This is a genomic window from Microbacterium sp. Yaish 1 (assembly GCF_002245215.1).
In the GTDB taxonomy this organism is placed as follows: domain Bacteria; phylum Actinomycetota; class Actinomycetes; order Actinomycetales; family Microbacteriaceae; genus Microbacterium.
Genome location: NZ_NPMR01000001.1, coordinates 1,792,039 through 1,805,353 on the forward strand (window position 1 = coordinate 1,792,039; position 13,315 = coordinate 1,805,353).

The window sequence follows — 13,315 nt, forward strand, 5'->3', positions numbered from 1 at the left end:
TGCCCGGGTGACGTCTCTTCCGGCATCCCCCCGAAGCTCGACGCGACGCCAGCGTTTGGCGGCGTTCGGCCGAACCCGTCGAGGTCTCGTCACCGGATTCGTGGCCTTCCACGCCGCCTACATCCTCGCCCTCCTGCCCCTCATCATCGCGGGCGGCACGGAGGGCGATCTGCCGCTGTACCGGCAGTGGGCGCAGGATGCCGTGCAGGGCACCTGGCCCATCATCGACTTCGAGTGGGTGTACCCGGCGGGGGCGCTGCTGCCGATCGTCGCGCCGATCGCGCTCGGCCCCTACCTGTACCAGCTCGTCTGGCTGCTCATGCTCGCCGGTGCCAACTGGCTCGCACTCGCCGCGATCGCCGGCGCCCGGTTGCAGCGGCGCTCGGCTTACCCGGCCGCCTGGTACTGGCTGCTCAGCATCCTGCTTCTCGCCCCCGTGTCGATGCTGCGCCTGGAGGGGTTCGCCGCACCGCTCGCCATCGCCGGGCTCGTCTGGGTCTCGCGGCGGCCGGTCGTGGCCGGAGCGCTCATCGCGCTGGCGACCTGGATCAAGGTCTGGCCCGCCGCCATCGCGGCCGCGGTGGTCGCCGTGTGCCGCAGCCGCTGGTGGGTCGCCCTGGGCGGCATCGCGGCCAGCGTCGTCATCATGGTCGCCGTCGTCCTCGCGGGCGGGTCCGCCAACCTCTTCAGCTTCCTGACGATTCAGGGAACACGGGCGCCGCAGCTCGAAGCGCCCATCGCAACGCCCTGGGTCTGGGCGACGATCTGGGAGATGCCCGGCGCGCGGATCCAGCAGAACTACGAGCTCGCGACCCGCGAGGTCATCGGGCACGGGGCCATGGCTGCCGGAGAGATCGTGGGGTGGCTCATGATCGCCGCGTTCGTGGCGATCGCCCTGCTGCTGGTGCGTGCGCGGATGACCTGGGTCGCCGGCGCACCGCGCACCGAGGTCGCGGAGGGACGCCTCGTCGTGCTCGGGGCCTTCGCCCTCACCGCGGCGCTCATCGTCTTCAACAAGGTCGGCTCGCCGCAGTACATGCTGTGGCTCGCCCCGATCGTCGTGGTCGGGCTTCTCGTCGACCCCGACCGGTGGCGGACGCCGGCGAAGTGGATGGCGGTGACGAGCTTCCTGACGACCCTCGTCTTCCCGATCTTCTACATGCCGCTCGTGCACGCCGACCCGTTCGCGGCGAGCCTCCTCCTCGCGCGCAACGTGCTGCTCATCGCCCTGTTCGTGTGGAGCATCCAGGCGCTCTGGCGGGTCGCGATCCCGCGAGCCGCCCGCGACATCGCGGTGCCGCTGCCCCGTCCCTCGCTCTCGCCCGTCTCCGACCCGGCCTGAGGTCGCGGCGGGTCAGGCCCACCCGTTGCGGTGCGCCAGGACGACGGCGGCCACCCGGTCGCGCGCCCCCAGCTTGATGAGGATGTTCGACACGTGCGTCTTCACCGTCGCGTCGCCGATGAACAGCTCTCGGGCGATCTCGGCGTTGCTGAGCGCCCGCGCGAGGAGGCGCAGCACCTCTGCTTCGCGCTCCGTGAGGCCGTGGTCGGCGGGCGTCGACGACGGTGGCGAAGTGGGTGCATCGGCCGCGGGCGCCGCGCCGGCCGGGCCTCCCGCGAATCGCTCGATGACCCGGCGCGTGACCTCCGGAGCGAGGAGGGCATCGCCGGCGGCCGCCACCCGGACGGCGGCGGCGAGTTCTTCGGGCCCGGCGTTCTTCAGCAGGAAGCCGCTGGCTCCGGCCTGCAGCGCCTGAAACAGGTAGTCGTCGCGGTCGAAGGTCGTCACGACGACGACCGCGCTGGAGTTCTGCGGGTCGGCGACGATGCGACGGGTCGCCTCGAGCCCGTCGAGGACCGGCATCTGCACATCCATGAAGACGACGTCGGGCCGCAGCCGGGCGACCGTCTCGACGGCCTCGGCGCCGTCGCCGGCCTCGCCCACCACCTGGATGTCGCCGCTGGCCTCGAGGATCATGCGGAACCCGGCCCGCATGACGGCGTGATCGTCGACGAGCACGACCGACGTGGGGGTGGGCGTGATGGTCGTGCTCACGCGAGAACCCCCTCGGTGCTCGGCTGGGACGACCGCGCGCCCGCGGGAACACGGGCCCGGACGAGGAAGCCGCCGCGCGGCCGCGGTGCCGCCTCGAGCCATCCGCCCGATGCGGCCGCGCGCTCGCGCATGCCCACGAGACCGAGGCCCGGTGTCGACCCGAACCGCACCCGCCCATCGTTGGCGACCTCGAGCTCGATCTCGTCGCCGTCGAACCGCAGGCGCACGTCGGCCCGTGCGTCGGGTCCGCCGTGGCGGCGGGCGTTCGTCAGCGCCTCCTGCGCGATGCGGTAGAGGTTCACCTGAGCGACCTCGGATGCCGCCACCGGCTCGCCCACGACGCTGAAGGTGGTCGGCATCCCGTTCTCCTCCGAGTAACGCACGAGCTCTTCGATCGCGTCGAGCCGCAGCGTCGAGTCATGCGGCGCGGCGGCATCCGGCGTCCGCAGCGTCTCGAGCAGCTGCCGCAGCTCCGTCAGCGATGCCCGTGCCGACTCCTCGACCACGGTGAGCGCGCGCCGCGCCGCGTCGGGGTCGCGGTCGAGCACCGTGCGTGCGGCGCCGGCCTGCACACCCATCGCCGAGACGTGGTGCGCGACGACGTCGTGCAGCTCGCGGGCGATGCGGACGCGGTCGAGCGCGACCGCCTGGGCCGCGGTGATCTCGCGCTCGTGCTCGAGCTCGCGGGTGCGCTGTTCGAGCTCCTCGCGGCTGAGCGCGCCCGCGTAGGCCCGCTCGCCGAAGGCGAAGGCCCCCGCGAAGAAGACGACGTTGAAGAGGAACTGCAGCATCATCATCGCCGCGACCGGGGAGAACAGCGAGAACTCCGCGGCGCTGTCGCTGCCCTGATCGCTCGCCGCCTGGAACATGGCCGCCAGCAGCCAGAAGAACATGCCGATGATGACCACGACGCGGACGATCATCGCCCGGCGCCGGTCGACGACCCAGGCGCCGACCGAGTACATCGCGATGAACAGGGCGATGCTGCCGACGTACATCTCGGGGACGTGCACCGACATGCCGATGAAGTACACGACCGCGACGGCGATGAGCGACACCTCAGGGATGCGGCGACGCAAGGCGAGCGGCGCCGTCAGCGCGACGCAGTAGAGCAGGCCCCAGCCGAGGTGCGGGGAATCGTCGCCCCAGACCTGGGCGACGCTTCCGAGCCAGGTGCTGAGGATCGCGCTCACGAGCAGCGCGGCGGCGAGCCACAGGTCGTTGCGCAGCTGCTCGGGCGTCGGGGCGAGACGCTCGTCGGGAACGGGGGTGGCCACGGACATGCCTTCCACGCTACGGGGCGCACCGGGGCGCGGCATCCCCCGCGCGGGGGAGCCCGGGGGCCGGCGCGAGGGTCAGAAGATCATCGGGCGATCGTCGTCGTCGCCACCGTCGAGGTCGAGGTCGACGACGACGGGAACGTGATCGCTGGGCGCCTCGCCCTTGCGCTGGTCGCGGTGGATGGCTGCGCCCGTGACCGCGTCGGCGAAGGCCGGCGAGCCGAGGATGAAGTCGATGCGCAGGCCCTCGTTGCGGGGGAAGCGCAGCTGCTTGTAGTCCCAGTAGGTGAACCCGGTCGGGACCAGCGGGCGCACCGTGTCGGCGAGCCCGGCATCGAGCAGCGCCTGGAAAGCGGCGCGCTCGGCCGGAGACACGTGGGTCGTGACGCCCTCGACGAGCGTCGGGTCGCCGACATCCTCGGGGGTGGGGCAGATGTTGAAGTCGCCGGTGAGGGCCAGGGCGAGGTCGGGGGATGCTGCCAGGGTGTCGCGCGTGTACTGCTCGAGCGCCTGCAGCCAGTGCAGCTTGTAGACGTAGTGCGGGTCGTCGAGCGACCGGCCGTTCGGAACGTACAGGCTCCACACTCGGACGCCGCCGACCGTCGCGGCGATGGCCCGCGCCTCCTGCGGCGCGTCGGGACCCTCGTGGCCCTTGAGGAAGCCCGGCATTCCGGGGAAACCGATCTGCACGTCGGTCATCGGCTCGCGGCTGGCGATCGCGACGCCGTTCCACTGGTTCAGGCCGTGCAGTTCGACGTGGTAGCCCGCCGCCTCGAACTGCTCCATCGGGAACTGCTCGGGCTTGCACTTGATCTCCTGCATCGCCAGGACGTCGATGTCTTCGTTCACGGCGAAGCCGACGATGCGGTCGACGCGAGCGCGGATCGAGTTGACGTTCCAGGTGGCAAGACGCATGCCTCCAGCCTATTCGGCGCCTCGGACGTCGCCGGCTGCGCGGCATCCGGATACCGTCGGGGGATGGCCACGCGACTGCTGCTCATCGCCGACACGCACATCCCCGGGCGGGCGCGGGCGCTGCCGGATGCCGTGCTCGCCGCGGCGGATGCGGCGGACCTCATCGTCCACGCGGGCGACTGGGTCGCGGCATCCGTCCTCGACGAGCTCGAGCGGCACGGCGAGGTGCTGGGGGTGTGGGGCAACAACGACGGAGCCGACCTGCGCTCCCGGCTGCCCGAGGTCGCGCGTCGCACGATCGAGGGAGTCCGGTTCGCGGTCGTGCACGAGACCGGCGCCGCGCCGGGGCGCGAGCGGCGGATGGATGCGGCCTACCCCGACGACGACGTGCTCGTCTTCGGGCACAGCCACATCCCCTGGGACACGACGACCCCGCGCGGGCTCCGGCTGCTCAACCCCGGCTCGCCCACCGACCGGCGCCGCCAGCCGCACAAGACCTTCCTCGCGCTCACGGTCGACGCGGGCGAGCTCCGCGATGTCGACCTCGTCGTGGTGTGAGCGGTGGCGGTCGGCGGGGACGGGCGGCACAGGGCGTGGGCGGGTCGCTCGTAGAATCGGGGTCATGACCGTCGCAGGCACGCCCGAGCTCGAAGCCGACCGCCAGGACCTCATCCGGCTGATCCAGGACGAGGCGGTGTTCCACGGCGACTTCACCCTCTCGAGCGGCAAGAAGGCGACCTACTACGTCGACATGCGGCGGCTGACCCTCGACCACCGCGCTGCGCCCGCGATCGGCCGCATCATGCTCGACCTCATCTCGGACATCGACGGCGTCGTCGCCGTCGGCGGCCTCACCCTCGGCGCCGACCCGATCGCGAACGCCGTCATGCACGAGTCGGTGCACTCGGGTCGTCCCCTCGACGCGTTCGTCGTGCGCAAGGAGCCCAAGGACCACGGCCGCGGCCGCCAGATCGAGGGCGCGGATGTCGCGGGCAAGCGCGTCGTCGTCGTCGAGGACACCTCCACCACCGGTCAGTCCGCGCTCAAGGCCGTCGAGGCGCTGCGGCGTGAGGGCGCCGAGCCCGTCGCCGTGGCCGTCATCGTCGACCGCAAGACCGGCGCGCAGTCGGCGGTCGAGGAGGCCGGCCTGCAGTGGCTCGCTGCGATCGACCTCGACGATCTGGGCCTCGCCCCGCAGTAAGGCGCTTCACCTGGCAGCATCCGCCGCTTCCTGCCGCGTGAGGGGGCATGAACTGCCAGGCGAACCGCCCCGCGGAGGAATAGTGCGCGGGGCCGAGGCGGTTGCGATCGGGTATGAGCCTGTACGAGCCCGCCGTCTTCGGCGCCCTGAACCTGTCGAACCGCGTCGTCATGGCGCCGCTCACCCGCACTCGCGCGGGCGAGGACGGCGTCCCCACCGACGTGATGGTCGAGTACTACCGCCAGCGTGCGGGGCAGGGGCTCATCGTCACGGAGGGCACGTGGCCGGTCGTCGAGGGCAAGTCGTACCCCGGGCAGCCCGGCATCCAGACCGAGGAGCAGATCGCGGGCTGGCGACGCATCGCCGACGCCGTCCATGAGGCCGGCGGCACCATCGTCATGCAGCTGATGCACGGCGGACGCGTCTCGCACCCCGACATCACCGGTGCCGACCGGGTCGTCGGTCCGAGCGCCTTGGCCGCGCCGGGGCAGACCCGGACTCCGAAGGGCAAGGCCGACATGCCGATCGCCCACGCCCTGACCGGCGAGGAGATCCCCCTCGTCGTGGAGCAGTTCGCGCAGGCCGCGCGCAACGCCCTCGCGGCCGGGCTGGACGGCGTCGAGGTCCACGGCGCCAACGGGTACCTCGTGCACGAGTTCCTCTCGCCGGTGTCGAACGTGCGCGACGACGAGTACGGCGGGTCGCCCGAGAATCGCGCGCGCTTCGCGGTCGAGGTCACGCGGGCCGTGGCCGCAGCCGTGGGAGCCGACCGCACCGGCATCCGCCTGTCGCCGCAGCACAACATCCAGGGCGTGCTCGAGCACGACGACGCCGACGCCCTCGCCACCTACACGGCTGTCGCCGAGGGGCTCGCCCCGCTCGGGCTCGCTTTCGTCGACGTGCTGAGCGCCGACCCCACGGGCGACCTCGTGCAGCGCATCCGCCGCACGGCCGGCGCGCCGTTCATCCTCAACTCGGGCTTCGGGTCGCCCACGACCCGCGAAGAGGCCGAGACGCTCGTGACGTCGGACTGGGCGGATGCCGTCGCCGTCGGCCGTCCCGTCATCGCCAACCCCGACCTGGCGGCACGGTGGCAGCAGCGCGCCGAGCTCAACGAGGCGCGGCCCGAGCTCTTCTACGGCTCGACCGCCGAGGGCTACACCGACTACCCGTTCCTCGACGAGGTGCGCGCCGGCGCAGTCTGACCCGGGGTGCCCGGGCTCCCTGGTTCGCGGGCGCATCGCATGCCCGAGCCCGACCCGTCCCGTCCCGTCCCGTCCCGTCCCGTGCGCAGGCTCAGCCGCGAGGTAGGGCGGCCGGGGGCGTCCCGGATGCCGCCGAGCCTGCGCACGGGACGAGCAGTCGGCGGTTCGGCCTCGTGTCGACATCGAGTCGAGGCCCGACCCGCCGTCCTGGGCGCGGGTCCGCTGCGTCCCGTCGACAGGCTGAACCGGGGTAGGCGCGCCCCGGAACCAGGCTTACCGCCGTCGAGCCTGTCGGCGGCACGGCCATCGCGCCGCTAGGACCCCTCCCCGGCCCGGGGTGTCTCGTCCATCGCGTCGTCGAAGCGGCGACGTGCGTCCTCGATGCGGGGCATGTGCTCGTACGCCCAGGCGAGGATGACGTCGACGGGCGGACGCAGCGTCTTGCCGAGCGGCGTGATCCGGTACTCCACGGCGACGGGCCGGGTGCTGAGGACCACGCGCTCGACGATCCCGTTGCGCTCGAGGCGCCGGAGGGTCGCGGTGAGCGACTTCTGCGTCACGGCGGGGATCGCCCGCCTGAGGGTGCTGAACCGGGCGGGTGCGTCGCACAGCTCGTTCAGCACCGCGAGCGACCAGCGGTCGAGCACCTGGTCGAGCAGCTCGCGGTGCGGGGCCCTGATCTCGAATCGGTCCGTGGCGGCGGGGGCGGTATCGGTCACGCTACCCAGTCTCGTTGAAGTGACCTCCGAACACCAGGTATCCATGAGATACCAACGTTGATGCGAGGAGCTTCACATGACCGTCCGCCTGTCGTCCCCCGATTCACTGATGCAGCCCGTTCCGTACCACCACGTCGCCCTGGCCACGGGAACCCGCCACGTCCACGTCGCCGGCCAGATCTCCCGCACCGCCGATGGCAGGCCCGTCGCTCCGGGCGATCTCGCCGGTCAGGTCGCCCACGCCCTGCGCAACACCCACGCCGGGCTGGCCAGCGCGGGCGCGGGGCTCGGCGACGTCGTCCGCTTGACCTTCTACGTCACGGGGTGGGCGCCCGATCGCATCGCCGATTTCATGGCGGGTGTCCAGGAGGTGGCCGAGGAGATCGGGTTGCCCACGCCGATGCCGCCGGCCTCGCTCATCGGGGTCGACTACCTCTTCGAGCCCGACGTCCTCGTCGAGGTCGAGGCCACCGCGATCCTCGACTGACTCCCGGCGGCCGGCCCCGGGCTCAGCCCCGGAAGACGGGCAGCTGCGAGGCGAGGCCGAGCAGCAGGCCGAAGAACATGAGCAGGATGATGCCGCGCCGCGTCGACCCGCGATTGGTGCCGTCGGTGCCGATCTGCTGGTTGCGCACGAAGATGATGAGCGCGATCAGCAGCACCGCGAGCCCCGTGAGCGCCAGGACGATCGACATCACTCGTCGTCTCCGCCCCGTCGCCGGACGAACTGCACGATCACGATCACGAGGGTGGTCGTCAGCATGAGCGCGACGCTGATCAGCAGCAGGTTCTGCTCGAACTCGTTCACAGGATGCCCGGGTCCTCGGTCTCGTACGGCTCCGCCTCGAGCAGGTCGGCGACGGAGTCGAGGATCTCGTCGGGACGGAAGGGGTAGCGCTCGATCTCGGCGTCGTCCGAGATGCCGGTGCGCACGAGCACGGTGTGCAGGCCCGCCTCGATGCCCGCCACGACGTCGGTGTCCATGCGGTCGCCGATCATGCCGGTGTTCTCGGAGTGCGCTCCGATGCGGTTCATCGCGGAGCGGAACATCATGGGATTCGGCTTGCCGACGACGTACGGGCTCTTGCCGGTCGCGTGCGAGATGAGGGCGGCGAACGAACCGGTGGCGGGGACCACGCCCTCGGGGGTCGGGCCCGTGGCATCCGGGTTCGTGATGATGAAGCGTGCGCCGGCGTTGATGAACCGGATCGCCTTCGTGATGGCGTCGAACGAGTAGTTGCGCGTCTCGCCCACGACGACGTAGTCGGGGTCGGTCTCGGTCATGATGTAGCCCGCCTCGTGCAGGGCCGTGGTCAGGCCCGCCTCGCCGATCACGAACGCCGAGCCGCCGGGATGCTGCGACCGCAGGAAGTCGGCCGTCGCGAGCGCCGACGTCCAGATGCGGTCCTCCGGAACCTCGAGCCCCGACCGCGCGAGACGCGCGCTGAGGTCGCGCGGCGTGAAGAAGGGGTTGTTGGTCAGCACGAGGAACGGCGTGCCCGTCTCGCGCCACTGCGCGAGCAGTTCCGCCGCACCCGGGATGGGGTGGTTCTCGTGGACGAGGACGCCGTCCATGTCCGTGAGCCAGCACTCGATATCGGCGCGTGTCCGCATGGCCCCAGCCTAGCCGTGGCGATCCGGCCGTAGTCTTCACTCGTGGCCCGCGACGACTGGAATCCCCGCAAGCTTCCCGACCTGTCGGGCAAGCGGTACCTCGTCACGGGTTCCAACGCGGGGCTCGGCTACTTCGCCACGCTCCAGCTCGCCTCCGCCGGGGCTCACGTCATCATGACCGGTCGCAGCCCGCAGCGCCTCGCGACCGCGCGCGCCTCGGTCGCGCGCTCTCTTCCCGAGGGGGTGGGCTCGATCGAGACCCTGCTGCTCGACACGAGCAACCTGGGTTCCGTCCGCGCCGCCGCGGCGACCGCGCGCGGGCGCAAGCCCCTCCACGGTCTGCTTCTGAACGCCGGTGTCGTCCACCCGCCCCGGCAGCGCCGCACGACCCCCGACGGCCATGAGCTGGTGTTCGCCACCAACGTCCTCGGCCATTACGCGCTCGCGGGGGAGCTGCTCATCGCGCTCGCCGCCGGTCGCGGCCGCATGGTGTGGGTCGGCTCGGTGTCGACCTCGATCTGGAAGTACGACCCGACCGACATCGAGCTCGAGAGCGACTACTCGCCCTGGCGCGCGTACGTCCAGTCGAAGGTCGCCACGACCTCGCTCGGCCTCGAGGCAGACCAGCGCCTGCGGGCGGCGAGCGTGCCCGTCTCGAGCCTGGTCGCCCACCCCGGGTATTCCACGAGCGGGCGCACCCGCGGCATCGCGGGGATCAACGAGCCCACGCGCATGACGCGCTTCACCGACAACCTCCAGGTCGCCGTGACGCAGTCGAAGGAGCGCGGGGCGTGGCCGCTCGTGCGCGCGCTGGTGGATCCGGATGCCGCGGGCGGCGAGTTCTACGGCCCGGCCGGTGTGCTGCGGGGCGAACCGCGCGTCGCGACGCCCGCGGCGATCACGCGCGATCCCGAGATCGCCGCGCGCCTGTGGTCGTACTGCGAGCACACGACCCGCACACCGTGGCCGTATCTGAAGGCGAGCCGGACGCGCGCGAGGAGCTGATGGCGCTCAGGCGGTGACCCAGATGGCCGCGGCGGCGCCCGGCGGCAGCACGACGGAACCGCCGCCGTCGAGCTGGACGCTGTCGCGTCCGCTGACGATCAGGGTGTGACCGACGTCGATGCCGCGTTCTTCGAGCGCTCGCAGGAGCGCCGGGTCGCGGTCGCTCACGCGCAGGATGCGGCCCTCGTGGCCGATCGTGGCCTCGGCGAGCAGCACGAACGGCTCGCGATGAACCTCGCCGTCGGCGTCGGGGATCGCGTCGCCGTGCGGATCGAAGCGCGGATCGCCCAGTCGCTCCGCGATGCCCGCCAGCAGGCGGTCGCTGATGGTGTGCTCGAGCACCTCGGCCTCGTCGTGCACCTCGTCCCAGGCGTACCCGAACTCCCGCACCAGCCACGTCTCGATGAGCCGGTGACGCCGGATGATGGATGCCGCCCGCCGGCGGCCCGTCTCGGTGAGCGTCACCGGGCCGTACGGGCGATGCGACACGAGGTCTTGCGAGGCGAGCTTGCGCACCATCTCGGTGACCGTCGACGGTGCGAGCCCGAGCATCGCCGCGAGCTGCGACGGGGTGATCGGCGCCGACTGCCACTCGGTGTGGTGGTAGATCGTCTTCAGGTAGTCGTCGACGGCGGGGGAGGGCACACTCCAGATTATCCGCGGCGGCGGGATAGCCTGTCCCGGTGACCCGCCCCGACCCCGCCGACGCCGACGCGGAGCCGCAGCTGCCGGTGGGTGTGGGGCCGTGGCCGGGCGGCCCGGACGCATGGCCCGACGACCCCCGGTACGACCCGCAGCTGCTCGCTGACGGCGACCGGCGCAACGTCGTGGACCAGTACCGCTACTGGCGGCTCGAGGCGATCGTGGCCGACCTCGACGAGCATCGGCATCCCTTCCACGTCGCGATCGAGAACTGGCAGCACGACATGAACATCGGCTCGATCGTGCGCAGCGCCAACGCGTTCGGCGCGGCGGAGGTGCACATCGTGGGACGCCGGCGCTGGAACCGCCGCGGCGCGATGGTCACCGACCGCTACCAGCACGTCCGCCACCACGAGGATGTCGCCTCCTTCGCCGCGTGGGCCCGCGAGAACGACCTCCCGATCGTCGCGGTCGACAACGTCGCGGGGTCGGTTCCGGTCGACCGGGCCGATCTGCCCGAGCGGGCCGTGCTGATGTTCGGTCAGGAGGGGCCGGGGCTCTCGGCCGAGGCCGTGGCCGCGGCATCCGTCGTCGTCGAGATCACGCAGTACGGCTCGACCCGATCGATCAACGCGTCGGCGGCCGGCGCCGTCGTCATGTACGAGTGGTGCCGGCGCTGGGCTCGGTGAGCCCACCCCGACCGGAGGTCACCGCTCGGGGTGACGGTCGGGCGTGACGGCGTAGACGAACAACCCCGTCGCCGATGCGCTGAGCTCCACCGTGGCGTCGGCGGGCACGTCGCGGATGCCGTGAGCCTCGGCGTTCTCGTCGACCGCCGCGCAGGTCACCTCACCGCTGTCGAGGGTCTCGCCGTTCACCGTCACGGTGTAGGTCAGCCGACTGCCCGAGCCGGTGACGCAGGCGATCGTCACGACGGCGGGGGCCTCGCCCGCGGAGACCGAGATGATCGGTTCGCCGCCGGGATCGAGGACACCCGCCTCGCGCTGAGTCCACGAGGCGCCGCCGAGCGCGTTCTCGGGGATGACGGTGTCGGCCCAGCGCTGGGCGTCGTCCGCGGTGGGACGGGGGAGCGTGCGTGCATCGTCGGACGGGGTCGCGACCTCGACCGGCGGAGTCCGTTCCGCGCAGCCGGAAGCGAGCATCCCGACCGCGAGCACGGCGATGCCGGCGGTGGCGACAGAGGTGAGCTTCGGCATGCCGCCACGGTACGGGCCGAGGCTGAGGTTCGCACGTGAGCGAGGTTTCGACCCGATCACAGTTTCGCGCGGACGGCGCCGTTCACACGGCGATGCGCAGCCACGCGCCCCGGCGCACGCGCCAGCCGAGCGTGAGCAGTCGGGCGATCATGTACACGCCGAAGAACGCCGCCGCGAGCCAGGCCAGGCCCGCCGCGCCGTCGGGATGCAGCGCCCCGATGATCAGGAGCGCGGGGATGAACGGCACGAGGTTGAGCCCGCCGGCGAGGGCGAGGTAGCGCGCATCGCCCGCGCCCATCAGAACGCCGTCGAGGACGAAGACGACGCCGCACACGGGCTGGGCGATCGCGAGGACGAGCAGGGCCGGCTGCACGAGCGCGGCGACCGCGGGATCGCCGGTGAACAGCAGCCCGATGACTCCCGACGTCGCCGCGATCAGACCGCCCACGAGCACTCCGAACCACGCGCCCCACGCGACGGTCCGCCCGAGCACGCGCCGGACGAACGTCTCGTCGCCGGCACCGAGACCGCGTCCGATCAGAGCTTGCGCGGCGATCGCGAGGGCGTCGAGCGCGAAGGCCGCGGTCGAGAAGATCGTGAAGGCGACCTGCCACCCGGCGAGCTCGCTCGTTCCCAGTCCCGTCGCGACCGCGACGGTCGCGAGCAGCGCCGCCCGCAGCGAGACCGTGCGGAGGAACAGCCAGCCGCCCAGACGCGCCGACCCGCGCATGCCGTCGGCGCGCGGCCGGAGCGACGCCGAATGCCGGGCGGCGAGACGGCCGATCACGACGGCGTAGGCGCCGACCATGCCCCACTGGGCGATGACGGTGCCCATGGCCGATCCGGCGATCCCCCACCCGAAGCCGTAGATGAACAGGACGTTCAGCAGGGCGTTCGCCCCGAATCCGAGACCGGCGATCCACAGCGGGGTGACGGTGTCCTGCATCCCGCGCAGCAGCCCGGTCGCCGCGAAGACGACGAGCATCGCCGGAAGCCCCCACATCGACAGGCGCAGGTAGGTCTCGGCATCCGTCGAGACGGCCTCCCCGGCGCCGAACAGGCCGACCAGCAGCGGGGTCGCGAGCGAGCCGGCGGCCGCGAGCACGGCGCCGAGACCGAGCGCGAGCCACAGCCCGTCGATCCCCGCGCTCACCGCGCTCGTGGAGTCGCCCGCCCCGAAGCGGCGCGCCACCGCCGGCGTCGTCGCATACGCGAGGAACACCATCAGGCCCACGATCGTCTGCAGCACCGCGCCCGCGATGCCGAGGGCCGCCAGCGGCACGACGCCGAGGTGGCCGATGAGCGCGGCATCGACGATGAGGAACATCGGCTCCGCGATGAGGGCCCCGAGGGCGGGAACGGCCAGCCGCAGGATCTCGCGGTTGAGCGTGGGCGCCATGAGACGAGCCTAGGGCTGCGTCGCCGCATCCCCGGTTACCGTTGATCATCGGCCGAGGGAGA

General features: G+C 72.0%; 16 protein-coding genes. 7 read left to right on the top strand and 9 right to left on the bottom strand.

Features of this window, described 5'->3' with window-relative positions; genetic code table 11:
• Window positions 1-7 precede the first annotated feature (7 nt).
• Entirely contained in the window at window positions 8-1,342 is a 1,335-nt protein-coding gene (locus CI089_RS08505; protein WP_256977685.1) for a DUF2029 domain-containing protein, read from the top strand.
• A gap of 12 nt (window positions 1,343-1,354) precedes the next feature.
• Here CI089_RS08505 and CI089_RS08510 read toward each other — a convergent pair whose 3' ends face one another.
• From CI089_RS08510 to CI089_RS08520, 3 genes are all read right to left on the bottom strand, one after another.
• Complete coding sequence (locus CI089_RS08510; RefSeq protein WP_373441594.1) at window positions 1,355-1,996, bottom strand: response regulator; 642 nt, start codon at window positions 1,994-1,996, stop codon at window positions 1,355-1,357.
• 56 nt (window positions 1,997-2,052) lie between these two features.
• Complete coding sequence (locus CI089_RS08515; RefSeq protein ID WP_094261058.1) at window positions 2,053-3,339, bottom strand: sensor histidine kinase; 1,287 nt, start codon at window positions 3,337-3,339, stop codon at window positions 2,053-2,055.
• 72 nt (window positions 3,340-3,411) lie between these two features.
• Window positions 3,412-4,251, bottom strand: coding sequence for an exodeoxyribonuclease III (locus CI089_RS08520; protein ID WP_094261059.1), 840 nt, complete (start codon window positions 4,249-4,251; stop codon window positions 3,412-3,414).
• Window positions 4,252-4,314: 63 nt separating this feature from the next.
• Here CI089_RS08520 and CI089_RS08525 point away from each other — a divergent pair, with 63 nt between their 5' ends.
• The 3 genes from CI089_RS08525 (at window position 4,315) to CI089_RS08535 (ending at window position 6,657) form a co-directional block, all read left to right on the top strand.
• Entirely contained in the window at window positions 4,315-4,809 is a 495-nt protein-coding gene (locus CI089_RS08525; protein WP_094261060.1) for a metallophosphoesterase family protein, read from the top strand.
• A 64-nt stretch (window positions 4,810-4,873) separates the two neighbouring features.
• On the top strand, window positions 4,874-5,452 hold the full coding sequence (gene pyrE, locus CI089_RS08530; protein ID WP_094261061.1) for an orotate phosphoribosyltransferase: 579 nt from the start codon (window positions 4,874-4,876) through the stop codon (window positions 5,450-5,452).
• 113 nt (window positions 5,453-5,565) lie between these two features.
• Window positions 5,566-6,657: an alkene reductase gene (locus CI089_RS08535; RefSeq protein ID WP_094261062.1), complete on the top strand. Its 1,092-nt coding sequence runs from the start codon at window positions 5,566-5,568 to the stop codon at window positions 6,655-6,657.
• 314 nt (window positions 6,658-6,971) lie between these two features.
• Here the strand turns inward: CI089_RS08535 and CI089_RS08540 are convergent, their stop codons facing one another.
• Window positions 6,972-7,376, bottom strand: coding sequence for a winged helix-turn-helix transcriptional regulator (locus CI089_RS08540; RefSeq protein WP_256977687.1), 405 nt, complete (start codon window positions 7,374-7,376; stop codon window positions 6,972-6,974).
• A gap of 76 nt (window positions 7,377-7,452) precedes the next feature.
• Between CI089_RS08540 and CI089_RS08545 the strand changes: the two genes are divergently transcribed.
• Window positions 7,453-7,863: a RidA family protein gene (locus CI089_RS08545; RefSeq protein WP_094261064.1), complete on the top strand. Its 411-nt coding sequence runs from the start codon at window positions 7,453-7,455 to the stop codon at window positions 7,861-7,863.
• Between the two features lie 22 nt (window positions 7,864-7,885).
• On the opposite strand, the gene CI089_RS08550 is transcribed toward CI089_RS08545, so the two are convergent.
• Complete coding sequence (locus CI089_RS08550; protein ID WP_094261065.1) at window positions 7,886-8,071, bottom strand: hypothetical protein; 186 nt, start codon at window positions 8,069-8,071, stop codon at window positions 7,886-7,888.
• 109 nt (window positions 8,072-8,180) lie between these two features.
• On the bottom strand, window positions 8,181-8,990 hold the full coding sequence (locus CI089_RS08555) for an HAD-IIA family hydrolase (RefSeq protein WP_023952774.1): 810 nt from the start codon (window positions 8,988-8,990) through the stop codon (window positions 8,181-8,183).
• A 42-nt stretch (window positions 8,991-9,032) separates the two neighbouring features.
• Between CI089_RS08555 and CI089_RS08560 the strand changes: the two genes are divergently transcribed.
• The gene (locus tag CI089_RS08560) at window positions 9,033-9,995 is read left to right on the top strand and encodes an SDR family NAD(P)-dependent oxidoreductase (RefSeq protein ID WP_094261066.1); all 963 of its coding nucleotides are present in this window, start codon (window positions 9,033-9,035) and stop codon (window positions 9,993-9,995) included.
• 6 nt (window positions 9,996-10,001) lie between these two features.
• Here CI089_RS08560 and CI089_RS08565 read toward each other — a convergent pair whose 3' ends face one another.
• Entirely contained in the window at window positions 10,002-10,640 is a 639-nt protein-coding gene (locus CI089_RS08565; RefSeq protein WP_094261067.1) for a metal-dependent transcriptional regulator, read from the bottom strand.
• A gap of 38 nt (window positions 10,641-10,678) precedes the next feature.
• Here CI089_RS08565 and CI089_RS08570 point away from each other — a divergent pair, with 38 nt between their 5' ends.
• Window positions 10,679-11,326 (top strand): TrmH family RNA methyltransferase, encoded by a 648-nt coding sequence (locus CI089_RS08570; RefSeq protein ID WP_094261068.1) that lies wholly within the window; start codon window positions 10,679-10,681, stop codon window positions 11,324-11,326.
• A gap of 18 nt (window positions 11,327-11,344) precedes the next feature.
• Here the strand turns inward: CI089_RS08570 and CI089_RS08575 are convergent, their stop codons facing one another.
• Together CI089_RS08575 and CI089_RS08580 are read right to left on the bottom strand one after the other, a co-directional pair.
• Window positions 11,345-11,854 carry a hypothetical protein gene (locus tag CI089_RS08575; protein ID WP_143738954.1) on the bottom strand — a complete coding sequence of 170 codons (510 nt, stop codon included), beginning with the start codon at window positions 11,852-11,854 and terminating at the stop codon, window positions 11,345-11,347.
• Window positions 11,855-11,936: 82 nt separating this feature from the next.
• The gene (locus CI089_RS08580) at window positions 11,937-13,253 is read right to left on the bottom strand and encodes an MATE family efflux transporter (RefSeq protein ID WP_094261070.1); all 1,317 of its coding nucleotides are present in this window, start codon (window positions 13,251-13,253) and stop codon (window positions 11,937-11,939) included.
• Window positions 13,254-13,315: the final 62 nt, after the last annotated feature.

What these genes read in the sequence shown, in the direction of transcription:
- CI089_RS08525 (WP_094261060.1), top strand. Translation starts at nt 4,315, where the DNA reads ATGGCCACGCGACTGCTGCTCATCGCCGACACGCACATCCCCGGGCGG.
- CI089_RS08545 (WP_094261064.1), top strand. Translation starts at nt 7,453, where the DNA reads ATGACCGTCCGCCTGTCGTCCCCCGATTCACTGATGCAGCCCGTTCCG.
- CI089_RS08515 (WP_094261058.1), bottom strand. Translation starts at nt 3,339, where the DNA reads ATGTCCGTGGCCACCCCCGTTCCCGACGAGCGTCTCGCCCCGACGCCC.
- pyrE (WP_094261061.1), top strand. Translation starts at nt 4,874, where the DNA reads ATGACCGTCGCAGGCACGCCCGAGCTCGAAGCCGACCGCCAGGACCTC.
- CI089_RS08520 (WP_094261059.1), bottom strand. Translation starts at nt 4,251, where the DNA reads ATGCGTCTTGCCACCTGGAACGTCAACTCGATCCGCGCTCGCGTCGAC.
- CI089_RS08575 (WP_143738954.1), bottom strand. Translation starts at nt 11,854, where the DNA reads ATGCCGAAGCTCACCTCTGTCGCCACCGCCGGCATCGCCGTGCTCGCG.
- CI089_RS08535 (WP_094261062.1), top strand. Translation starts at nt 5,566, where the DNA reads ATGAGCCTGTACGAGCCCGCCGTCTTCGGCGCCCTGAACCTGTCGAAC.
- CI089_RS08510 (WP_373441594.1), bottom strand. Translation starts at nt 1,996, where the DNA reads ATGCGGGCCGGGTTCCGCATGATCCTCGAGGCCAGCGGCGACATCCAG.
- CI089_RS08555 (WP_023952774.1), bottom strand. Translation starts at nt 8,990, where the DNA reads ATGCGGACACGCGCCGATATCGAGTGCTGGCTCACGGACATGGACGGC.
- CI089_RS08550 (WP_094261065.1), bottom strand. Translation starts at nt 8,071, where the DNA reads ATGTCGATCGTCCTGGCGCTCACGGGGCTCGCGGTGCTGCTGATCGCG.
- CI089_RS08580 (WP_094261070.1), bottom strand. Translation starts at nt 13,253, where the DNA reads ATGGCGCCCACGCTCAACCGCGAGATCCTGCGGCTGGCCGTTCCCGCC.